This is a genomic window from Parasphingorhabdus sp. (genome assembly GCF_036963805.1).
In the GTDB taxonomy this organism is placed as follows: Bacteria; Pseudomonadota; Alphaproteobacteria; order Sphingomonadales; family Sphingomonadaceae; genus Parasphingorhabdus.
This window is the reverse complement of record NZ_JBALUN010000001.1, coordinates 419269-443105: the sequence shown is the minus strand read 5'-3', so window position 1 is coordinate 443105 and position 23837 is coordinate 419269. Positions and strand designations below refer to the sequence as shown.

Genomic DNA, 23837 nt, shown 5'->3' with positions numbered 1-23837 from the left:
ATTCCAGCGACAAATCTTAAGGTCCATCGCTAGCCAAATAGCGTCCGTACTGGTGGCGTTAAAATAGACACGGAAGTTGAAGCATTGGCCACACGGCGCTGCCGCACGGCTTCGCCGATCAGCATCAACGCAGGACCATCCCCAAGGGCAGATTTCGCCGAAAGGGCCAACAAATCAAGCCTTGTGCTAAATTGACATTCTTCCGGCAGACTGGCATTTTCTATCAATAGCACCGGAGTGTCTCCAGCCAAGCCAGCCTCTGTAAGCTGACGTGAAATGGTCGCCGCTGCCGCTTTGCCCATATAGATTGCGAGCGTCGCTTTGGGATCGGCCAGCGCCTGCCAATCGAGATCGAGCTCCTCGCCTGCTTTTGCGTGAGCGGTTACAAAGACAAGCTTACGGGCGAGACCGCGCAAGGTGAGCGATATTCCCGCGCTTGCTGCAGCGGCTGATGCGGCGGTTATACCGGGGCAAATATGACAGGAAATGCCATGTTCGGTCAACCTATCCATTTCCTCGGTCGCACGTCCAAAAATGCCTACGTCGCCGCCTTTTAGCCGAACCACTCTTTTCCCCGCCAATGCTGCGTCCACCAGCATGTCGTTAATGCTGCGCTGATCTTTCGAATGGCGGCCAGACCGTTTACCTACTGGAACAAGCTTGGCGGACTGCGGCGCAAGCTCCAGAACGCCTTTTCCAACAAGCGCGTCGTAAAAAATGATGCTGGCGGCGCGGATTAATTTCTCGGCTTTGCGGGTGAGCAGATCTGGATCACCCGGACCTGCACCGACTAGCCATACGCTTCCAAGCTCAATGACAATTTCACTCATTCGGCGGCCTCCAATTCTGGTTGCGGTGTATCGTTCAGCAATTTGGAAAGCGTGGGACGGCAACTGCCGCAATTTGTCCCGGCGCTCAACGCAGTGCCTATATCATCCAAACTGGTCAGAGATTGGTCTGCAATTGCAGTGATAATCTGCTTCACCCCGACATTAAAACAAATGCACACGATTGCGCCTTTATCCGGCCCCGCAATTTTCGGACGTGCCGCGAGCAATGATGGTGCATCTGCTTGCTCCTCGCTGACAAGCTGTCCCGCGATCCAATCACGCGATGGCAGTTGTCCTTTGCGGGTCAGAAAAAGCGCAGCCGCCAGTTTGTCTTCCTGATCGCGGACGGCAATTCGGCGCATTCCGCGCTTCATGTCTACAGCCTCGACACGATCACCTTCGGGAAGCAGCGCCTCCAACTCAATATTGCCTTGGCCCGACATTTCGGTAAGCCATCCACCTGCAATCCGCGTGCTCGCCCAATAGAGCAGTGGGGGCAAAGCCGGACGTTTATTGCTGACCAAAAATGCATGCCATTCGGGCTGAACAGCTTCGATGTTGCAAAGGCTATTTTTATAAGCGGGTTGGCCTGACACTGGATCAACAGTTTGGTCCGGCAACTGGTTTGCACGGCCGCCGTTGCTCATCTGATCCGTCCAGTGCATCGGCACGAATATTTCACCGCGCCGCTGTGCTTCAGTGGTCTGGACACGAAAAATGCTATCCCCTTGCGGTGTTGTAATGCGTGCCAGACTTCCATCATCAATGCCGCGTTCCAAGGCATCCTGTGGATGAATTTCAGCGAGCGGTTCCCGGCGGTGCTGCGACAAACGCGGACTGAGGCCAGTGCGGGTCATAGTATGCCACTGGTCACGATATCGTCCAGTATTCAGACGCAGCGGAAAGGATAGGTCCGCCGCCGGCAATGCAATCGGTGTCACTGCCGTCAATCGGGCCCTAGCATTGGTGGTTGAAAATTTGCCGTCGGCATAGGGTGATATTCCGCCCCATATTTTTGGCGTCCAAGAGTCAAATTCAGCATCTGTGGTTTTGGCCCATTCCGACAGATTCAGCTTGCGCTTGCCATCATTGCGATAGCCGGTTTGTGCGGCATATTCGCGGAATATAGCAGCCGGACTGTCGAACATGAAGGAGTCGCCAAATCCCATGCGGCGAGCGACTTCCTGAATGATCCACCAATCAGCTTTTGCCTCTCCTGGCGCCGCAAATAGGGGCCGCTGGCGACTGATCACGCGCTCGCTGTTGGTGACCGTTCCATCTTTCTCGCCCCAGGCAAGCGCCGGTAGCTTTACATCGGCATAGGCGGTGGTGTCGGTTTCGGATATTACATCAGAGACCACTACAAAATCACAGCGATCCAAGGCTTCCCGCACAAAGCCTGCATCGGGCATGGAGACAGCCGGATTGGTTGCCATTACCCAGATTGCCTTGATCCGCCCTTCATGGACATCGCGGAACATATCGACAGCTTTACGGCCCGGCTGACGTGCAATGGTCGGGCTGTTCCAGAATGCTTGGGCCGCGTCGCATTCGGCATCGGAGAAACCCATATGCACAGCCAGCATAGAGGCCAGCCCGCCAACTTCACGGCCGCCCATCGCATTGGGCTGTCCAGTTATGCTGAATGGCCCAGCACCGGGCTTACCGATCCGGCCCGTAGCCAGATGCAAATTGATAATCGCGTTGCCCTTATCTGTACCGTTTACCGATTGGTTCGCGCCTTGACTGAACAGAGTGACCATTTTTGGATGAGCAACGACAAGATCGGCCAGTTGGTCGAGCAATGCGGGGTCAATTCCAGCCGCCTCTGCATCACCCTCGAGCCCATTCCAAAATTGATCCGGGGCGTCAACATGATCGCGCAGATAGCCTTCATCAAGCGCGCCTCTCGTCATCATCTCAGCCAATAAAGCATTGAACAATGCGACGTCACCGTCAGGGCAGATGGGTAAGTGCAGATCGGCGCGTTCAGCCGTTTCGGTAAGGCGGGGATCAATGACAACCAGCTTTGTTCCGCGTTCACTGCGTGCCTTTTCGATGCGCTGCCAAATCACCGGATGGCACCAAGCGGTATTGGACCCTACCAGCAAGATGAGATCCGCCGCCTCGAGATCGTCATAGCTGCAAGGCACCACGTCTTCGCCAAAGGCGCGGTTGTGCGCTGCAACCGCGCTGGCCATGCACAAGCGGCTATTGGTATCGATATTACCGCTGCCGATAAAGCCTTTCATCAGCTTGTTAGCGACATAATAATCCTCGGTCAGCAATTGACCGGAGACATAAAAAGCGACGCTATCGGGGCCATGTTCGCGCACCGTATCGGCGAAGCGCGTTGCTACCAGATTAAGAGCCTCGTCCCACTCGACCTGCTCAGCGCCAATTTCCGGATGGAGTAAGCGCCCTTCCAGACTGACGGTTTCGGCGAGATGCGTACCTTTGGAACAAAGCCTACCGAAATTTGCCGGATGGTCTGCGTCACCTTTGATAACGACTTCGCGATCACCGACGACGTCAGCCTTGATGCCGCATCCGACCCCGCAATAGGGACAAGTGGTGCAAATCTGCGTCACACGACCCCGGCCAAAGCAGCCGCCCGTTCGATATAAATTCGCCCCGCGTCAATCTTGACCGGAATGACTGGAACACACCCCTTATCTTCGCCTAGCGCCTCGCCAGTAATCAAGGAAATGCGCCAATTATGGAGCGGGCAAGTGACGCTAGTGTCGTGCACCATACCTTGGCTGAGCGGGCCTTGTTTATGCGGGCATTTATTGGCTAAAGCATGGATGCTGCCTGTCGCTGTGCGGAATATCGCTATCTCTTGACCGCCCTGTACAGGCAAAGTTCGCGATCCCATCGCAGGCAGTTGTTCCACGGGTCCAATATCAATCCATTTTGCATCGGCCATCATGCAGGCTCCAGAACAGCAAAGGGACGGATCTCGGCGATATGTTTATGCAAGTGACCTTCGGCACCTGCGGCCCGTTCCGCCCATGGGTCTTTTTGTTGGACCGACTGGGCAAATAGAAAGCGTTCCTGAAGCATTTTGCGTCCTTCCTCATCTTCCACAATACGGTTTTTGATATAGTCCATGCCGACACGCTCAACCCAGGGTGCCGTGCGATCAAGATAGCGGGCTTCTTCGCGGTAGAGCTGGATGAAGGCCGCGATATATTCGAGCGCTTGCTCTTCGGTTTCCACTTTACACAGGAAGTCAGTGCCGCGCAGATGGATACCGCCATTGCCGCCAACGCTCAGCTCATAACCGCTATCAACACAGATGATACCAAGGTCTTTGATCGAAGCTTCCGCGCAATTGCGCGGACAACCTGACACGGCAATTTTGAATTTATGCGGCATCCAGCTGCCCCATGTCATTTGCTCGGCTTTAATGCCGAGGCCTGTGGAATCCTGCGTACCAAAGCGGCACCATTCGCTGCCCACGCAGGTTTTTACGGTGCGCAGCGCTTTGCCATAGGCATGGCCGGACACCATACCAGCGGCGTTTAAATCTGCCCAGATTGCGGGTAGATCTTCTTTTTTGATACCGAAAATATCAAGCCGCTGACCGCCCGTTACTTTTAACAGACGCGCGCCGTATTTATCGGCTGCATCAGCAATCGCCCGAAGTTCACTCGGCGAGGTAATCCCACCCCACATTCTTGGGACAACCGAATAGGTTCCGTCTTTCTGGATATTAGCATGCATCCGTTCATTGACGAACCGGCTTTGCGGATCTTCCTCATGTTCGGTAGGCCATGCACATAACAGGTAATAGTTGAGCGCAGGGCGGCAGGAAGCGCAGCCATCCGGCGTGGTCCAATGCAGTTCCTGCATTACTTGCGGAATGGATTTCAATTCCTTGTCGAGAATATTACGCCGCACATCTTCATGGGTGAAGCTGGTGCATTTGCACATCGGCGTGACAGTGCGCGCACCGCCATAATCATCACCAAGCGAGAGACTCAATAAGCTCTCGACCAAACCAGTGCAAGAACCGCAGCTAGCGGATGCCTTGCAACCTGCCCTTACGCCGTCAAGATCGCCTGCCCCGCCTTCGATGCATGCAATAACCTGTCCCTTTGTTACGCCGTTGCAGCCGCAGATCTCTGCGTCGTCGGACAATGCTGCAACGGCGCTGTCAGGGTCCAGCGTAGCGCCTCCAGAAGCAAAGGCCTGGCCGAATATCAGCGCTTCGCGAATATCGGATATATCTTCTTGGCGTTTTAGGAGATCGAAATACCAACTACCGTCAGCGACATCGCCGTACAGCACCGCGCCAATCAGCTGATTACCCTTCACGACAACCCGCTTGTAAACGCCCCGCGTGGCATCACGCATGACAATATCTTCTGTGTCATCGCCGCCCGAAAAATCACCAGCAGAGTAAAGGTCGATACCTGAAACCTTGAGCTTGGTAGCCGTGACTGAACCTGTATAGCCGCTTGGCTGTTCCGTCATAAAATCAGCGAGCGAACGGCACATTTCCCAGAGCGGTGCAACAAGTCCATAGCAAGCGCCGCGATGCTGAACACATTCTCCCACCGCCAATATCGCTGGATCGCTGGTCACCATGTGATCATCGACAACAATCCCGCGCTCCACTTCCAACTCGGCGAGCTTGGCGAGACTAACGGACGGTTTTATCCCGACGGCCATGACCACCAAATCAGCGGCAATTTCGGTACCATCTTTTAGCTTCACACCCGCAACATGGGTGTCTCCCAATATCTCGGCAGTATCGGCCTGCGTGATGATCGTCTGCCCGCGCCTTTCCAGTTCGCTTCTTAGAAGAAAGCCTGCAGCCTCATCCAACTGGCGCTCCATAAGCGTTGGCATCAGATGCAAAACCGTCACCTGCATTCCGCGCAGAGAAAGGCCATGTGCTGCCTCAAGGCCCAGCAAACCGCCGCCGATGACGACCGCATTGCCGCCGCCTTCTGCCGCTGCCAACATTTTTTCGACATCGTCCAGGTCACGGAAAGTGATAACGCCCGGCAGCTTATGTCCCGGCACCGGAATAATGAACGGGTCAGACCCTGTAGCGATAAGCAGCCGATCATAAGGCGTAACCCGGCCGGAAGCGCTAACCACCTCTTTCGCTTCCCGCTTGATCGCGATTACGGCATCACCGCTGACCAATTCTATACCGTTATCATCGTACCAATTTTGGTCGTTGATGATGATTTCATCAAATGTCTTGTCACCCGCGAGCACGGGTGACAACATTATCCGGTCATAATTGACCCGGGGCTCCGCACCAAAAATAGTAATGGCATAGCGGTCTGCATCGCGGGCAAGAATTTCTTCCACGGCGCGGCATCCCGCCATGCCATTACCGATAACGACAAGCCGTTCGCGGGGATAGTGCGAAGCGTCTTTTTTCTTGTCGCCTAGTGTAACTGGTGCGTTCATTCGATTATTCCTTGTTAGAAACTATAACCCAGCCGAAGCCAGAATTTCTCGGTATCAACAGCCAAATTTTTGGCGTTGTAATTGGCGTATTTGAGACCAACGCTGATCACGTCGATGTTGAAATTAAGCGCCGCGTCAAATTCGGTGCCATATTTCACGCTTCCCACATCGCTACGAAAATCGTGATAGGCAGCGCTGGCAGCGAGTCCGCCTAGCAACTTGAACTTCTTACTCACGCTGACATATTTATCTTCAAGACCTGCCCCCGGTGTGTTGAGGAAAACATCCGCCCACCCGTTAAATTTATGCAGTGTAGCCAGTGGCGTCTGGAAACTATTTCCCGCACCATCCGCGCCTAAACTCTCATATCCCAACGTTAGGCCAAAACCGGAGAAAGACGTACCAACGGAACCGGCAATATAATCGACCGAGTAATTATTAGGGTTGGCTTTATAATCTTTTTGCACGGCATAGCTGCCGGCCAAGTCTATCGAGAAACCCTCGGCCACCGGGAACGTCGCCGTCGCGCGCGCACCGTAAGTTGCGCTGGAACTCAGTGAAACCGGTTGGCCCGCATCAAAATCGAGTAAATAAGCAAACCCCTTCAGATTGGCTGGCCCAGCTTTTACCCCTGCGCCCAAGAATATAAGGTCCCCGTCAAAGGCTTCACGCGTTCCGGCATCCGCACCAAATATCGTGCGCTGGGAAATCGCGTAAGTGGCTTCCAATGTCAGCGGTTTCAGCGCCGTAACAGATGCACTGACAGCATCAAAAGTTTGCTCATTTTGCCGCCAACCAACGCTGCCGACAAAACGCTGATCGTCAATATTGATCCGCTGACGACCGACGGTGAGACTGCCTTTATCCTTTTTCGCAAATTTAAGCTGAATACGATTCAGTTCAATATTTTCGGGGTCGGCAACAACAGAATAGGGCTCAATGCCATTGCCAATGTTGGTATCATTAAAATCATTGACCAGACCCAGCGTGGCCTCGCTTTCGATCAAGAAGGACAAGCCGATATCACTGGCCAACTCTATTCCGGCGCGTGTCCGCAAAGTTAACGAATCCGCGCTCGTTGCCGGTTGGTCAACATGTTCATAAGCAAGCCGTGCATCAAAAATCGGGTCCAATGTTATACCCTCGGCAACGACAACCGGATCACCGGTCTTCGCATGCGCCAATGACGGTGCAGCAAGAACAGTGGCTGATAATAGTAGATATGAATTTAATTTCATTTTTTTCATTTTCGTTTCCCGTTAAATAGCTTCGCTTTTGCCGGGCACCCTCTCTGTTCAGGCCGCCTCTGCGGACGATCCCTTGGTATTTCCATGTTCATATTCGGCGAGAAATTGTAGAACCTCTTGCCGGTAAGCGTAAAATTTCGGATGCTCGAGCAACGCCTTACGATCACGTGGTCGCGGCAAATCAACGTCAAGAATTTTACCGATGGTGGCATGCGGACCATTGGTCATCATCACCACGCGGTCGGCGAGCAGGATCGCCTCGTCCACATCATGGGTAACCATAATCGCGGTCACTTTAGTGCGGTTCCAGACCTCAATCAGCACATCTTGCAAGTCCCAGCGAGTCAGACTGTCGAGCATGCCAAATGGCTCGTCGAGTAGCAGTAATTTCGGAGACAGAGCAAAAGCGCGGGCTATACCCACTCTCTGGCGCATACCGTTCGACATATCGGCGGCCATTTTGTCCATCGCGTCACCAAGTCCTACGCGCTCAAGATAATATTCAATAATATCTGTGCGTTCTGAACGCGAGGTGTGCGGGTAAACCCGCTCCACACCGAGAGCGACATTCTGCCGGGCAGTCAGCCAAGGCATAAGCGAGGGTGCCTGAAAAACAACCGCTTTATCAGGTCCTGCTACGTCAATTTCGCGTCCGTCCAGAACAATCCCGCCATCACTAATACTATTCAATCCGGCGGCCATGGTGAGTACCGTCGATTTTCCGCAACCAGAATGGCCGATCAGCGAAATAAACTCGCCCTTGTCCATCAGGATATTTACATCTTCAACAACCGTCAGCGAACCTTTGGGGGTTGGATAAATTTTCTTAAGCTTAAAAAATTCGAGATAGCGCGTTTTAATCGGGCTTTTTGCGGCATCGAGATAGGCCTGTGGCAATTCGACCTCTTTGCCTTCCCGTAAACTTGAAAGGTCCAAAGGCGTGATATCGGGCAGATTGGTTGACTCCGACGCCACTGCTTTTTGACCGCTGCTCAATATATCAAGATAACCCACAATCGTATTGCGCAGTGTTTTATACGCAGCATCTTCGTTCATCGCTTCGCGCTCACGGGGACGCTCGATATTCACATCGAATATCTTCCCGATGGTTGCTGAGGGAGCGGGGGTTAAGATCGCCACCCGGTCAGCGAGAAGCAACGCTTCATCAACATCATTGGTCACCAGAACAATGGTGCGTTTTTCATGCTTGCGGATACGTTCAATTTCGTCCTGTAGCTTGGCTCTGGTCAGCGCGTCGAGGGCCGAGAGTGGTTCGTCCATCAACAGGATTTCCGGCTCCATCGCCAGAGCGCGGGCTACCGCTACCCGTTGCCGCATACCGCCTGAAAGCTGTCCCGGTTTACGGTCCATGGCATGGCCCAGACCAACCAGTTCAACCTTCTGCTTTACGAGCGCAGCGCGTTCTTCTTTTGTTTTGTCCTTATGAACAGCATCTACTGCCAGTGCGACATTGGCCTCAACACTTAGCCACGGGAAAAGCGAATAGCTTTGAAACACCAGCCCGCGGTCCTTCCCTGGACCTTTGCATGGATTATCTTTGACTAGCACTTCACCTGTGTCGGCTTCGGTCAGTCCAGCGATGCAATTTATCAAGGTCGTCTTACCGGCCCCCGAAAACCCGAGGATAGCGATAAACTCTCCATCAGCGACATCAAGGTTGATATTATCAAGTACCTCAGTGCGGGTTCCGGATCCATCAACAAAAGATTTGCTGACGTTTTTTAGCGATAAAATGGGAGGGGCGTTGGTCATGTTTTTTCCCTCAAACCGTACGATTACGGCTGGCTAAATTTTGTAGGAGCATCATGACCCGGTCGAGCATGAAGCCGATCAAACCGATCACGATGACAGCGAACATAATCCGTGCGAGAGACTGGCTTGATCCATTCTGGAACTCGTCCCATACAAATTTGCCAAGTCCCGGGTTTTGTGCGAGCATTTCAGCCGCGATGAGCACCATCCAGCCCACACCCAGCGACAGACGCATGCCGGTAAAAATATAGGGCAATGCAGAGGGCAGGACCAAGCGGGTCAATTTAGCGAACCACCCGAGACGCAAGACTTTGCCAACATTCAGCAAATCCTTGTCGATGGACGCCGCCCCGATTGCCGTATTGATCAGCGTTGTCCAAAGCGAGCAAAGCATGACGACAATGGCAGAGATAACAAAGCTTTTTGGCAATGTCGGATCTGGATCGGTCATTGTAGCCGAAATCACCATCGTCACAATCGGAAGCCACGCGAGCGGGCTAACCGGCTTCATGATTTGTATCAACGGATTGATCGCTGCATTAAATGTTTTCGAAAGGCCGCAGATCAAGCCGATGGGAACGGCGAAAATAGTGGCTAGAAAAAATCCCAAAGCAACCGTCGCCAGAGACGTCCAAATCTGGTCAAGAAAGGTCGGCGGTCCACTATATTGAAAATCCCGTGTCTGTCCGCCGCTTTCAACCGCTGCCGCATTTCTGGCGTCCTGTGCTGCATAAAACTCCGCCTTCTGGTCTTGCGCTGCGGACCATTCATCAAAAAGTGCGACACCCTGCCCCGCGACCTCAACCGGTCCAGGCAAGCTACCCAAAGAAGTATCAACTTGCGGTGCCAGCACGGCCCAAAGCGCCAGAAATGCCAGAATCCCGAAAGCAGGAGCGCCGAGGCCTTTCAGCCAATCCAGGATTTTCTTCGGATCAATATATTTCATCCTCCCAGCGCCGGCAGCTTTAGTAGCGAGAGCGGCTTTTTCCGTCGTGCGACCGTCATCGCCAGCTTCATTGTTCGACACCTTATTCTCACTTTCGGTATTGCTGTTGAATTTATCTGCAATGACGGTCGCCATGTCTTGGTTTCCTTTGTTCATCTGATGCTTATTTGACGCCTGAAGTGGTCACTTTTTGACCCTTTTTCAGTCCAATCGAAAATTTCGCGAGATAGGCATTCGGTGCTTTGCCGTTGTAGGTAATCCCATCGATAAAGCCCGACTGCTCACCTTTATAACCATCGGATTCCGGGATAGAGTCCGCTGGAATAACGCCGTCTTTTGCCAGCTTGTTCGCAGCAGCGAGATATAGATCAGGACGATAGACGGCTTTAGCGGTATCAAAATACCATTGGTCGGTCTGGTCGTCAGCAATCTGTCCCCAACGCCGCATCTGAGTCAGATACCAGATAGCATCCGAATAGAATGGATAGCCGGCATAATCGTTGAAGAAGATATTGAAATCAGGAGCTGCCCGCGTGTCACCAGCCTGATAGGTGAACTTTCCGGTCATCGAAGCACCGATGACAGCCTCGTCTGCACCGACATAATTAGATTGCGACAATATTTTCACGGCTTCAGCACGGTTTTTCCCATTATCGACGTCTAACCATAACTGGGCCTTGATAACCGCGCGAAGCAGCGCCGCTGTCGTGGCTGGATATTTCTCAGCAAAATCCTTGCGCAATCCAAGCACTTTTTCCGGATTTTTCCTCCAGATTTCGTCATCGGTGATAACAGGCACGCCGATTTTCTTTTGCACAGCCGCTTGGTTCCAAGGCTCGCCAACACAATAGCCGTCAATCGTACCGGCTTCCATCGTGGCGGGCATTTGCGGTGGCGGCGTTACCGAAAGCGCCGCTTCTGCGCCGACAGTCCCACCGACATCGCCCGGAGTATAATAACCGGGCTCAATACCGCCAGCGGCTAGCCAATAACGCAGTTCGTAATTATGGGTGGAAACCGGGAAAACCATTCCCATTTTAAACTGCTTCCCCTGTGACTTATAATTGGCAATCACGGGCTTCAGGACTGACGCACTAATCGGATGTACCGGCTTACCGTCTGGATTTTTCTTAAGGCCCGGCTCGATTTGATCCCAGACTTTGTTGGAGAGGGTGATCGCATTGCCATTAAGGTCGAGCGATAGCGGAGCGATGAGATCGGCCTTCGTGCCATAACCTATTGTTGCGGCCAAAGGTTGCCCTGCTAACATATGCGCGCCGTCCAGCTGACCACCAATCACGCCGTCAAGAAGCACTTTCCAGTTCGCTTGCGGCTCAAGAGTGACGTTCAAACCTTCTTCAGCGAAAAATCCCTTTTCCTTCGCAATCGCGAGTGGTGCCATATCGGTGAGCTTTATGAAGCCGAGTTTCAGTGCCGGCTTTTCAATGGCACCATCCACGGTAGCGGCCGTCACAGTCTCTCCGCTATTCGACTTGCTGTCTCCGCTGCCTCCGCAAGCTGACAAAGATGCTGCACATACAGCCAAGATAAGAAAATTGCGGCGATTCGGTTTCATATTCAATCCCTTTTTCTTTTCCAAAACAACGAAGAGGAAGAACGAAGAAACACACAAAAAAACCGCCTCAAGCGACAGTCGATAAGACTGGCTTGGGCGGCGACATTGCCTATTCGATTATATATCGTTCTACCCTATGTTCGCCCGTCATTGGACAAACCGGTAAATAAGATGTCGGGAAGTTTTCCCGTCACGAATTAAATAACATTAGCCCGTTGGAAAAGGCAAGCACAAATATTGCGCCGCAACAATTTTTATGACTTTGGCAATGATTCCAGATACTTGAGAACTTCTGTTGGATCAAAAATACGGCCATCGAAAAATGGATTGGCCCCAAGCGTCAGACGACCCTGAGTCGAACCGACCGGCAAACTGTCGGTCACGCTTCCTTCCAATTTGGAATTGGCACCGGGAATGGGCGTATCCAATCCTTTTAATGCCGTACGATACACATTGGGACGAAAAACCTGTTCCGCGCGCAATTGATCATCCGCATTATATTCCAGATGATCCCATCTCAACATTTGCGAATAAATCCATGCCGCCTGGCTGATCCAAGGGAAATTGGCCGCTTCGCGGTATTGAAACATGAAATCTGGCGCATCAAAAGTTTCGGCACCAGCAGTCAGCATGATGCGGTCTGAAATGGCGCGATTTATGAGCGTCGCAGACCCATCAAGATATTCCTTGCGAGACAGGATCGCGGCATTTGTATCCCAATTTTCTGGATCGACAAAATGTTTTGCGGCAAAATGCAATGCACGCACGAGACGTTCAATCTTATCTCGATCATCGTCCAATTTCTCGGTCGGCAATGCCAAAACTTTTTCAACACCGCGCCGCCAGATTTGTGCTGTAACCAGCACAATACGTCCAACACCGCGCTCCACCGCAACACTATTCCACGGTTCACCGACACAAATCCCGTCAACTTCGTCATTGGCAAGCGCATCGGCGGCAAAGGGCGGCGCGATGGTAACAATATCAACATCGGAATCTGGCGCAATGCCGCATTCCGAGAGCCAATAGCGCAGCTTATAATTATGACTGGAATAGCGGTGAACAACACCAAACCGAACCCGTTCGCCCGCCTCTGCACGTTTTGCAATTTCAGCCTTTAGCTTTTCACCAACAGAAACCGGCTCCCCCAATTTTCCGGCCGGGGCCACCACATTTGCCAATTTGTGGGACATAGTAATCGCATTGCCATTCAGCCCCAATATAAAGGGTACGGATAGCGCTTTGGCTGGACGCCCCCTGCCCAATGTAGTGGCAATCGCAAGGGGGGCGAGCATATGTGCGGCATCTGTATGACCGTAAAGCAGCCGGTCCAACACCGATGCCCAGCTGACATCCCGTGTAAAATTCAGATGGAGCCCCTGCTCTTCCGCAAAACCATGTTCCTGAGCCAATATCGGCAAAGCGGCATCCACGAGCGGCAGAAAACCGATATTCATTTGATCGATACTCACAGACCGCCTCCCAATAATGTTTCGGCCGTGACGATTGCCTCTGCCACCTCGACCATCCGCTTGTTACTGTTCATCGCATGATCGCGCAGCAGCTTATGTGCTTCCGGTTCGCCAATGTTTCGTTTTTGGATCAATATTTTTTTGGCTTTGTCGATCGTCGTTCGATCAGACAGCGCATCCCGCGCCTCTTGTAACTCTGTTTGCAAACGAGAAAACGCCTGAAATCGCCTTACGGCCAGATCAAGTATAGGCTTCAATCGGCGCTGTGAAAGTCCATCAACAATATAAGCAGAAACCCCTGCATCAATCGCTGCCGCTATTGTATCGTCATCCGATTGTTCGACAAACATAGCAATGGGGCGTGAAACTGCACGGCTGACAGCAAAATATTCCTCCAGCATATCGCGGGAGGGATTGCCCAAATCGATCAGAATGACTTCAGGATCAATGGTTTCAATGGCCCGTGCCATGCCGGTCCGCTCGGAAATGACAAACACATCGCGCTCCCCCACTTCGGCAAGCCCGTCTTCTATTATGGCCGCGCGAACGGGGTTTTCATCGATAACAGCAATACGCAATGGGCACTCCGATAGCGGAAGAAAGTTTAAGCTATGTAACGCCTTTTTGTGTGCAGGTGCAACATGAACGATGAGGCAACCTTTTTGATTCGCACAGCGTACTTCAGATATGTTTCAATTAAATCCTTGACATGTGGAACATAAATAGAACATTACATGCCTATAGAAAGAACACATAGGAATATGATATGCTGACCGTCGCGATTTCTACTTTTTTTGCCCTTGCTCTGGCCGGTGCGGTTTTGACCATTGGTGTAATGTTCCTTGGCTATAAGGATAAAGTGAAGGCCGTGATTATGGCCGAGCTTGGTGAAAATTTGGCGCCAACTTCGATGGCATCATCGCCATACCGCGTTCGCGTAAGCAAACCCTATTTGCCTATGCGTCAGCGGCCTTCTCAACCCGTTCCTTTACGCGCTGCCGCTTAACCCTTGCATAGCTTCTGACGCTGAATGGGATTGCTATAATATAAGCAATGCTGATCGCGCTGAGGCTCACCCAAGGATTGGTAATCAACGCAACGCCCAGCAAAGCAAAGCCAGCAAGCGCCTCCAACCGGATATTCTTGCGGAGGCGAAGCGATGACCAGCTATATGTTGCGGTATTGGAAATCATCAAGAATGCAACCAATACGATCCACGGCCCGACAAGCCAATATTGCCGGAACAATTCCAGTTCCGTAATAACCCAAAGATATAGCGGAAGCATGGCCAGACCGGCTGCAACGGGCGCGGGAATGCCCGTCAAGAAACCTGCTGACTTATGCGGCTGATCCTCATCATCAATCTGAGCATTGAACCGAGCGAGTCGCAACGCGCAACCAACAGCCATGGTGAGCGAGAGCACCCAGCCAAATTGCGGCATATATTGTAGAGACCAGAAAAACATGATCAGCGCTGGTGTTACGCCAAATGCAATCACGTCAGAGAGCGAGTCGAGTTCAGCACCAAAGCGGCTTTGCGCGTTTAACAGCCGCGCTATACGGCCATCTAGGCCATCCAATATGCCGGCCAGTACAACGGCGCCGGCAGCCAATACCCAATTTTCCATAAAGGCAAAGCGCACACCGCTCAGCCCGACACACAGAGCCAAGGCTGTCACAGCATTGGGGGTAAAAGCCCGCAAAGATATGCCTTTTTCGGGGCGCATCAACCGCTTTTTATTGGCCATTAGTTAGAGGCCCCTGATTTTTAGACCTGTTGGTCATTGACCGACGCCTTCAATTTCTTTCATTTGGCCGACTTCTGCAAGTACGGTTTCGCCTGCAATGGAACGCTGCCCCAGAACGACGCTTGGTAACGTGCCCTTTGGAAGATACACATCTACCCTGCTGCCAAAACGGATCAGGCCGATACGCTGTCCGACCGCGACAAAATCACCTTCTTTAACAAAAGACATGATCCGCCGTGCAACAAGGCCCGCAATCTGGGTAAAGCCCACCTTTAAACCATCATTCCGTTCCACCATGAAATGCTGACGCTCATTTTCTTCGCTGGCTTTATCCAGATCAGCGTTCAGGAACTTGCCCGAGATATAGGCCTGTCGTTTCACTGTGCCTTCGATTGGAGTCCGATTAATATGTACATCGAAGACGCTCATGAAAATGGATACGCGGATTAGCTCTTCATTGCCCAGACCGCCCTCACCCTGCAATTCAACCGGTGGGACCACCGGCATGATTAAACTGATCAATCCATCAGCCGGCGCGACAATATATTTATCGTCGAGCGGCGTTACCCGTTTCGGATCGCGAAAGAAAGCCAGCACCCAAATAGTAATGCCCGCCATTGGCCATGCCAATGTCTCCCATGCGAAAAACGCAAAGGCCGCTGTAATAGCCGCCGCGATGACAGCAAATTTACGACCTTCGGGATGGATGGGGGGGAAGGACCATTTGGCTTCGCCAAGGCCCTTGTTTGAATATTTCTCTATTGCCATGATTTAATCCTTAGAAGGAGTGTTCTGTTCTGACAATACTCCTACGTCAGTTTCGTGCGATCAATCGCGAGAGTTTTTAACAGATGGTTGAACAAATTGTGATCTTTGCTAAGAGATCGTCAAATTAGATTCCTCCCAAAGTCTATTTCAGTCAATCTTGCTTTCAGGAAAGTATAATTTCTATGTCGAAAATTAAGGTCAAAAACCCGGTCGTCGAACTCGATGGCGATGAGATGACACGGATCATCTGGCAATGGATTCGCGAGAAACTGATTGTACCCTATCTCGATATTGATCTGCATTATTATGATCTCGCCATTGAAGTGCGCGACGATACAAACGACAAAATTACCGTTGATGCCGCCAATGCGATCAAAAAACATGGTGTCGGCGTAAAATGCGCGACCATCACTCCTGATGAAGCCCGCGTCGAAGAATTCGGCCTGAAACGTATGTGGAAGTCTCCAAATGGTACGATCCGTAACATATTGGGCGGCGTCGTATTCCGTGAACCAATCGTAATCGATAATGTGCCGCGCTTGGTTCCTGGCTGGACTGATCCTATCGTGATTGGTCGTCACGCTTTTGGTGACCAATATCGCGCAACCGATTTCAAAGTGCCCGGCCCCGGCAAGCTCCGTCTGGTATTTGACGGTGATGATGGCACGAAAATTGACGAAGAAGTCTTCCAATTTCCATCACCCGGCGTTGCCATGGCGATGTATAATCTCGACGATTCCATTCGCGACTTCGCCCGCGCTTCAATGAATTACGGTCTCAATCGCCAATGGCCTGTCTATCTGTCGACCAAGAACACGATCATGAAAACTTATGACGGGCGCTTTAAAGACCTGTTTGAAGAAATATTTGAAGCTGAATTTAAAGACAAATTTGAGAAAGCTAAGATAACTTATGAGCATCGCTTGATCGATGACATGGTCGCATCGGCCATGAAATGGAGCGGAAAATTCGTCTGGGCATGCAAGAACTACGACGGCGATGTCCAATCCGACACGGTCGCGCAAGGCTTTGGTTCCCTTGGCCTCATGACGTCAGTATTGATGACGCCAACCGGCAATACCGTAGAAGCTGAAGCCGCACATGGTACTGTTACGCGGCACTATCGCCAACATCAGCAAGGTAAAGCGACATCAACCAACCCGATTGCGTCAATCTTCGCATGGACCCGCGGCCTGATATATCGCGGCCAATTCGATAACACACCTGATGTGACACGCTTTGCTGAAACACTTGAAAAAGTGTGCATCCAGACAGTTGAAAACGGCGATATGACCAAGGATCTCGCTATCCTCATCGGGCCAGATCAAAACTGGATGACCACCGAGCAATTTTTCGAAGCGGTCCGTTCCAATCTCGAAACCGAAATGGCAAACTGGAAATAATCCTCCATATGTTTTGAATGGCTGACAAACCGGATGGTTTGCGTATAGGTAACCCTTATGAGCACACCTCTCGACAATCCGGCATTTATTGATGCAATCGTAATATTGGGCGCGGCAGGGGTAATTATCCCTGCCTTTGCCCGCTTTCGGATCACGCCGATCATCGGCTTCATTCTGGTAGGCGTTTTGCTAGGTCCCTCAGGACTTGGTTCGCTATCTGCACAATATGATTGGCTAAAATTTGTTACGATAAATGATCGAGAGGCAATTGAACCATTTGCTGAATTCGGTATTATTTTATTACTTTTTTCAATCGGCCTCGAACTTTCTTTCAAACGCCTTTGGTCCATGCGCCGACTCGTATTCGGGGTTGGTGCTGCAGAACTAACTATTTCAGCTTTGATCATTGGCTTCGTTCTCTACCTGATCGGACAACCCGCTTCCGGTGCATTAGGCCTCGGTCTTGCACTCGCCCTGTCGTCGACCGCACTTGTTCTGCCCATGTCCGGAACAAAAAGCCCGGTAGGCCGTGCGGCGCTAGCTATGCTTTTGTTTGAAGATGTCGCGATCGTACCGATTATCTTTTTACTCGGCGCCCTCGCCCCCTCCTATGCCAGCGGATCATCTTGGGAAGAAATGGTCAATACGCTGGTTATTGGCGGCGCTGTAGTTATCGGCATGCTAGTACTCGGCCGACTTATGCTACCACGTATTTTTGCTCAGGCCGCCCGAACAAAAAGTCCGGAACTTTTTCTGTCCGTCAGCCTGCTTGTTATAATTCTCGCTAGTCTCGCAACAGCAGCAACTGGTCTTTCTCCAATTGTCGGCGCTTTGCTGGCCGGCCTCTTGATCGCCGAAACGGAATATCATGGCGAGGTTGAAGTCATTACCGAACCATTTAAAGGTCTTGCTCTCGGCGTATTCCTAATCACCGTGGGCATGCAAATTGATATTCGCGTGATTTTGGACAATTGGGCCAGTCTGATTACCGCAGTTGTTGGTGTGGTCCTGGTCAAGGCTATTGTTACCGGGGGGCTATTGCGCTTTGCAGGCGCGCGACCCGGCACGGCCACGGAAGCAGGTGTCCTAATGGCAAGCCCTTCAGAAACGACCCTGATCGTCTTAGCGGCAGCCACACAGGCGCAGCTTATTCAACCCCAGACAGCCGCTTTTTGGCAGATCGTGACTGCAATTGGCCTGACAATCACACCCTTATTGGCAAGATTTGGTCACGACATGGCCCGTCGCGTTGAATTGCGTGGAGAAAATATTGCGGCAACAGACGATCAGGTCATTGATGCAGAAAAAACGATCATCATCGGTTTTGGACGGGTCGGTCGTTTAGTTGCGGATATGATGAAGGCTCATAATCAAAATTATCTCGCCATCGAATCCAATATAGATGTGGTGGCCAACGCGCGGCGGGATGGTTATTCTATTATATTCGGTAATGTTGCACGCAATGAAATGCTCGATCGGCTCCGACTGGGGCATGCCAAGGCTCTGGTGCTGACAATGGATGAACCGGTTCTATCCGTCCAGATTGTAAAACGGGTGCGGGCGTGGGTTCCCGATTTGCCGATCTTGGTCAGAGCGCGTGATACGAAACATGCGGCTGAACTATATCAAGCTGGCGCGACCAATGCTGTCCCAGAGGCATTGGAGGGGTCCTTGCAATTGTCCGAAGCCATTTTAGTCGAAAATGGCGTCGCAATGGGACCAGTTATCGCATCGATTCATGCAAAACGAGACCAGATTCGTCAAAAAATTCAAAAAGACGGCGATCTGGAATTCGAACCAAAGCTCAAATCTTCCGCTCTTGATAAAAGCCCCGATATTTCGGCCAAACTTAACCCGCAAGAATAGCCTTTATTGCAGCGATGGCCTCATCGGCTTTTGCTCCATCCGGTCCGCCACCTTGCGCCATATCGGGCCGTCCACCGCCGCCTTTACCTCCGACAGCAGCTACGGCAGACTGAACCAGTTCAACCGCATTATACTTAGCTGTTAAATCATCAGTCACTCCGACGGCCACGGTCGCACGGCCATTATCAACTGCAATAAGTGCGCTGATACCACTTCCCATTTTCTTCTTGGATTCGTCAACCAAGCCGCGCAGTTCCTTAGGATTCAGACCAATAATGACCTGACCACTAAAAGTAACATCGCCGATAGTTTCGGCTTCAGCCATCGCCGCGCCTCCGCCATCACCAGCTAGCGCCAATGCTTTTTTAGCTTCTGTCAGTTCACGATCAAGTTTTTTACGTTCTTCAACCAATGCAGCCACCCGTTCCGCCGCATCATCGGGAGCGGATTTCAAAGTTGCAGCTATGGTTTTCAATTTGCTATCGCGGTCGCTTAACCATAGTCTCGCGGCTTCTCCGGTTAGCGATTCTATCCTACGAATACCGCTGGAAACTGCGGATTCGGAAACGATAACCATCAATCCAATATCACCAAGCGCGTTGACATGTGTGCCGCCACAAAGTTCGACCGAATAATCAAGATTATCTTCTGCGCCCATAGAAAGCACACGAACTTCATCACCATATTTTTCGCCAAATAAGGCAAGCGCACCGGCCTCAACCGCATCGTCAGGACTCATTAGCCGCGTTACCACGGCACTATTACCGCGGATCTGCGCATTAACATCGACTTCAACTGCTTTAATTTCCGCTTCGTTCAAAGCCGACTGATGGGAGAAATCAAAACGCAAGCGATCCGGCGCCACCAAACTCCCTTTTTGCGTTACGTGATCACCAAGATGATGACGCAAGGCCTTATGCAGCAAATGGGTTGCGCTGTGATTGGCGCGGAGCTGCGAGCGCCGAGTAGCATCAACTACCAGATGAACGGTATCGCCAACCGAAACAGCCCCCTCTTCAATTGTCATATGATGTGCATGGAGACGTCCGAGAGGTTTGCTAGTATCCACAATGCTAGCTGTAAAACCATCCTGACCGGAAGCAGCACCACTATCGCCCATCTGGCCGCCGCTTTCACCATAGAACGGAGTCTGATTGGTCAACAAGAGCACGACGTCACCGGATTTAGCGGTCTGAATTTCTTCGCCATCCTTAACCAGCGCGACGACCATACCATCACCCGCTTCGGCGCTATATCCGGTAAATTCCGTTCCGCCTTCGCGTTCGGCTATATCGAACCAGACGGCTTCCGAAGCCTGATCCCCAGAGCCCTTCCAGGCAGCGCGAGCCGCAGCTTTTTGTTCCGCCATTGCGGCATCGAAGCCTTCGCGGTCAACGCCGAGTGATTTCGCACGCAAGGCGTCTTCGGTCAGATCATAAGGGAAGCCGAATGTATCATATAGCTTAAAAGCCGTAGCACCGGGCAAAGTGTCCCCTTCGTTCATGTCGATTATTTCGGCGTCCAGCAGCTTCAGCCCCTTGTCGAGGGTCTGGCGGAAATTGGTTTCTTCTCGCAGTAACGTCTCTTCAATCAGGGGTTTTGCGCGAATAAGCTCAGGAAATGCATTACCCATTTCACCGGTCAGCGCCCCAACCATCCGATGCATTAACGGGTCTTGCGCACCCAGCAAATGCGCATGGCGCATGGCGCGGCGCATGATCCGCCGCAGAACATAGCCGCGGCCTTCATTGGCGGGCAGCACACCGTCAGCAACCAAAAAAGAAGAAGCACGTAGATGATCGGCAATTACGCGGTGGCTGGCTTGATTATCGCCCGTCGTCACCGTGCCCGTCAAAGAGCCGGATTCCGCGATCAATGCCTTAAACAGATCAATATCATAATTGTCATGCGTGCCCTGCATCACGGCAGCGACACGTTCCAACCCCATGCCGGTATCAATTGACGGCTTGGGCAGTTCGACACGATTGCCGTCAGCATGCTGCTCATACTGCATGAAGACAAGATTCCAAATTTCTACAAACCGGTCGCCGTCCTCATCAGGACTCCCCGGAGGTCCACCAAAAATATGGTCGCCATGATCATAGAAAATTTCGCTACAAGGTCCGCAGGGGCCCGTATCGCCCATCGACCAGAAATTATCATTGGTCGCGATGCGAATAATCCGCTCTTCCGGAAGGCCGGAAATCTTGCGCCACAAATCAAAGGCTTCGTCATCCGTATGATAGACAGTCACCGTCAAACGATCGGCCGCTATGCCCCATTTATTGGTGATCAGATCCCAAGCATTGAGAATCGCCTGCTCTTTGAAATAATCGCCGAACGAGAAATTGCCGAGCATCTCAAAAAATGTATGATGCCGGGCGGTATAGCCGACATTGTCGAGATCATTGTGCTTACCGCCAGCACGGACGCACTTTTGGCTCGACGTGGCGGTCGAATATTTGCTCTTTTCAGCACCGGTGAATATATTTTTAAATGGCACCATACCCGCATTGATGAACATCAATGTCGGATCATTATGCGGAATAAGCGGTGATGAGGGCACAATTTCATGCCCTTGCGCTGCGAAATAGTCCAAAAAAGAACGTCTTATGTCATTGGTCGTAATCATAGATTTGACTTAGGCGAGCCCCGCACAGTTTACAATCCCGTCAATAGTGGGATTGATAAAATCACGAGAAAATTCACGCGTAGGCATAAGGCCCACCCTTTTCGAGTGCGATTTTATATTGCGGCCTATCATGTATCCGTTTGAGCCACGCTTGCAGATTGGGGAAACGATCATCTAGGCCGGCGCGCGATTGACTGGCTTCCAAAGGGAAGCTCATCATCACATCCGCAGCGGTCAATTCGCTACCCGCGAAATAAGGGCGCGATGCCAGTTCACTTTCGAGCCAGACTAGTAATTCCTGGACCATCGACATTATCGGCTTTTTTGCTGGCCAACCCAGAAATCCTAACCGATTAATGATAAGCGCACCAAATAGCGGCGGCATCATCGAGCCTTCGGCAAAATGCAGATATTGGGTATAAAGCTGTGCGCCAGCCTTATCGTCCGGCGCGCCCAATGTCCCTCCTGCTTTTGTCACAAGATACTCGACAATGGCAGCAGTCTCGATAATCACTTGACCATTATCTTCAATCATCGGCGATTTGCCGAGCGGATGAATAGCCTTCAGACTGTCGGGTGCGCGCTGTGTTTTGGGGTGACGTTTATAATGTTTAATCTCATAAGGCAGCGTCAGTTCCTCAAGTAACCAGAGTATCCGCTGCGACCGGCTATTTTCGAGATGATGGACGATGAGGGTCATTAATTCTCCTCTTTCAAATAGTCGCGAATTCAACCGTCAGATGCTTAAAATATACCCAAAGTTAACACAAATCACACGGTAGAAGGCAAAATATACAAGAGGCCCGTTCGTATTTTCCAACATTTGATAGGAAATTACAGGAGGGCAAATAAAAAGGGGCCGTCCTAACTATCGGGGGACAGAAGGACGGCCCGGATGCCAAGATTCGCCTCGGGGAAAACGAACCGGCAAAGTAAAAATTTTAGAAATGGAGGCAGAGGAAGAGCCGATCTGCCTCTACGCCAATTTTATTCGCTATCGTCATCGCTCTCTGTATTGCTAGCGCCGCCAACTGGACCGGTCATCATTTCTACGGCAATTTCATCTTCGTTGCCGCGAATCTGATTTTCGAGTTTCGCCATCATCTCTGGATTTTCGAGCAGGAAGCGTTTTGAATTTTCACGCCCCTGACCAATGCGAACCGAATCATAAGAGAACCAGGCACCGGATTTCTCGACTACGCCGGCCTTGACACCAAGGTCGATAATCTCACCGACCTTCGAAATCCCGTGCCCGTACATGATATCAAATTCGACCTGTTTGAACGGCGGTGCGACTTTATTTTTCACGACCTTCACACGAGTCGAATTTCCTACGATATCATCGCGTTCCTTGATCTGGCCAGTCCGGCGAATGTCGAGCCGCACCGATGCGTAGAATTTCAAGGCGTTACCACCTGATGTGGTTTCAGGATTGCCATACATCACGCCGATTTTCATCCGGACCTGATTAATGAAGATCACCATGCATTTGGAGCGACTAATAGAACCGGTCAATTTACGTAGTGCCTGACTCATCAAACGGGCCTGCAGACCAACATGGGTATCGCCCATTTCGCCTTCAATTTCAGCGCGCGGGACCAAAGCAGCAACCGAATCGATAACCAGAACATCAATGGCATTGGATCGCACCAATGTATCGGTGATTTCCAGCGCCTGCTCACCGGTATCAGGCTGAGAGATGATCAGTTCGTCAATATCCACGCCCAGCGCATTGGCATAAACCGGGTCCAGCGCATGCTCGGCATCAACAAAAGCTGCGGTTCCGCCCGCTTTTTGTGCTTCAGCAATAACATGCAGTGCTAATGTTGTTTTGCCCGAACTTTCAGGACCGTAAATTTCGACCACACGACCTTTTGGCAATCCCCCGATGCCAAGCGCGATATCCAACCCCAAAGAACCTGTCGAGATCGATTCGACCTCCATGGCTTTGCGGGAGCCAAGCTTCATGGCTGAGCCCTTACCAAAGGCGCGATCAATTTGCGCCAATGCGGCGTCAAGCGCCTTTTGTCTGTCTGATGAGTTCAACTGAGTATCCGATTCTACGACTTTTAAATTGCCGGCCATTTGCCTGTCCCCTTTGCTAAATGCTTGTACCTTATCAATCAATGATGGATATTAT

18 protein-coding genes are annotated in these 23837 nt (G+C 51.5%); 3 read left to right on the top strand and 15 right to left on the bottom strand.

What is annotated here, in order from left to right; genetic code table 11:
- Positions 1–29 precede the first annotated feature (29 nt).
- The 10 genes from cobA to V7676_RS02110 form a co-directional block, all read right to left on the bottom strand.
- Positions 30–830 (bottom strand): uroporphyrinogen-III C-methyltransferase, encoded by an 801-nt coding sequence (gene cobA / locus V7676_RS02155; protein ID WP_335658015.1) that lies wholly within the window; start codon positions 828–830, stop codon positions 30–32.
- Positions 827–3421 (bottom strand): nitrate reductase, encoded by a 2595-nt coding sequence (locus V7676_RS02150; RefSeq protein ID WP_335658014.1) that lies wholly within the window; start codon positions 3419–3421, stop codon positions 827–829. The genes cobA and V7676_RS02150 overlap by 4 nt, the downstream gene beginning before the upstream one ends.
- A complete protein-coding gene (nirD, locus tag V7676_RS02145) occupies positions 3418–3762 on the bottom strand; it encodes a nitrite reductase small subunit NirD (protein WP_335658013.1) in 345 nt (114 codons plus the stop codon). The genes V7676_RS02150 and nirD overlap by 4 nt, the downstream gene beginning before the upstream one ends.
- On the bottom strand, positions 3759–6266 hold the full coding sequence (gene nirB / locus V7676_RS02140) for a nitrite reductase large subunit NirB (RefSeq protein ID WP_335658012.1): 2508 nt from the start codon (positions 6264–6266) through the stop codon (positions 3759–3761). The genes nirD and nirB overlap by 4 nt, the downstream gene beginning before the upstream one ends.
- Before the next feature lie 14 nt (positions 6267–6280).
- Positions 6281–7513 (bottom strand): alginate export family protein, encoded by a 1233-nt coding sequence (locus tag V7676_RS02135; RefSeq protein ID WP_335658011.1) that lies wholly within the window; start codon positions 7511–7513, stop codon positions 6281–6283.
- A 48-nt stretch (positions 7514–7561) separates the two neighbouring features.
- Positions 7562–9286, bottom strand: coding sequence for an ABC transporter ATP-binding protein (locus tag V7676_RS02130; RefSeq protein ID WP_335658010.1), 1725 nt, complete (start codon positions 9284–9286; stop codon positions 7562–7564).
- Between the two features lie 10 nt (positions 9287–9296).
- A complete protein-coding gene (locus V7676_RS02125) occupies positions 9297–10367 on the bottom strand; it encodes an ABC transporter permease (protein WP_335658009.1) in 1071 nt (356 codons plus the stop codon).
- Between the two features lie 28 nt (positions 10368–10395).
- A complete protein-coding gene (locus tag V7676_RS02120; RefSeq protein WP_335658008.1) occupies positions 10396–11808 on the bottom strand; it encodes a CmpA/NrtA family ABC transporter substrate-binding protein in 1413 nt (470 codons plus the stop codon).
- 254 nt (positions 11809–12062) lie between these two features.
- Positions 12063–13280: an ABC transporter substrate-binding protein gene (locus V7676_RS02115; RefSeq protein WP_442955383.1), complete on the bottom strand. Its 1218-nt coding sequence runs from the start codon at positions 13278–13280 to the stop codon at positions 12063–12065.
- Positions 13277–13858: an ANTAR domain-containing response regulator gene (locus V7676_RS02110; RefSeq protein ID WP_335658007.1), complete on the bottom strand. Its 582-nt coding sequence runs from the start codon at positions 13856–13858 to the stop codon at positions 13277–13279. The genes V7676_RS02115 and V7676_RS02110 overlap by 4 nt, the downstream gene beginning before the upstream one ends.
- 188 nt (positions 13859–14046) lie before the next feature.
- On the opposite strand from V7676_RS02110, the gene V7676_RS02105 reads away from it, so the two are divergent.
- Positions 14047–14286 carry a hypothetical protein gene (locus V7676_RS02105; protein ID WP_335658006.1) on the top strand — a complete coding sequence of 80 codons (240 nt, stop codon included), beginning with the start codon at positions 14047–14049 and terminating at the stop codon, positions 14284–14286.
- On the opposite strand, the gene V7676_RS02100 is transcribed toward V7676_RS02105, so the two are convergent.
- Positions 14237–15028, bottom strand: a complete 792-nt coding sequence (locus V7676_RS02100) for a CDP-alcohol phosphatidyltransferase family protein (protein WP_335658005.1) — start codon at positions 15026–15028, stop codon at positions 14237–14239. The genes V7676_RS02105 and V7676_RS02100 overlap by 50 nt on opposite strands.
- Before the next feature lie 33 nt (positions 15029–15061).
- A complete protein-coding gene (locus V7676_RS02095; RefSeq protein ID WP_335658004.1) occupies positions 15062–15796 on the bottom strand; it encodes a phosphatidylserine decarboxylase in 735 nt (244 codons plus the stop codon).
- A 182-nt stretch (positions 15797–15978) separates the two neighbouring features.
- Between V7676_RS02095 and V7676_RS02090 the strand changes: the two genes are divergently transcribed.
- Together V7676_RS02090 and V7676_RS02085 are read left to right on the top strand one after the other, a co-directional pair.
- On the top strand, positions 15979–17199 hold the full coding sequence (locus V7676_RS02090; RefSeq protein WP_335658003.1) for an NADP-dependent isocitrate dehydrogenase: 1221 nt from the start codon (positions 15979–15981) through the stop codon (positions 17197–17199).
- Positions 17200–17256: 57 nt separating this feature from the next.
- Positions 17257–19065, top strand: a complete 1809-nt coding sequence (locus tag V7676_RS02085) for a cation:proton antiporter domain-containing protein (RefSeq protein ID WP_335658002.1) — start codon at positions 17257–17259, stop codon at positions 19063–19065.
- Here the strand turns inward: V7676_RS02085 and alaS are convergent.
- From alaS to recA, 3 genes are all read right to left on the bottom strand, one after another.
- The gene (gene alaS, locus V7676_RS02080) at positions 19049–21697 is read right to left on the bottom strand and encodes an alanine--tRNA ligase (protein ID WP_335658001.1); all 2649 of its coding nucleotides are present in this window, start codon (positions 21695–21697) and stop codon (positions 19049–19051) included. The two genes, V7676_RS02085 and alaS, sit on opposite strands and share 17 nt — an antisense overlap.
- Before the next feature lie 73 nt (positions 21698–21770).
- A complete protein-coding gene (locus V7676_RS02075) occupies positions 21771–22397 on the bottom strand; it encodes a glutathione S-transferase family protein (RefSeq protein ID WP_335658000.1) in 627 nt (208 codons plus the stop codon).
- A gap of 287 nt (positions 22398–22684) precedes the next feature.
- Positions 22685–23782, bottom strand: coding sequence for a recombinase RecA (gene recA, locus V7676_RS02070; RefSeq protein ID WP_335657999.1), 1098 nt, complete (start codon positions 23780–23782; stop codon positions 22685–22687).
- Between the last annotated feature and the right edge of the window lie 55 nt (positions 23783–23837).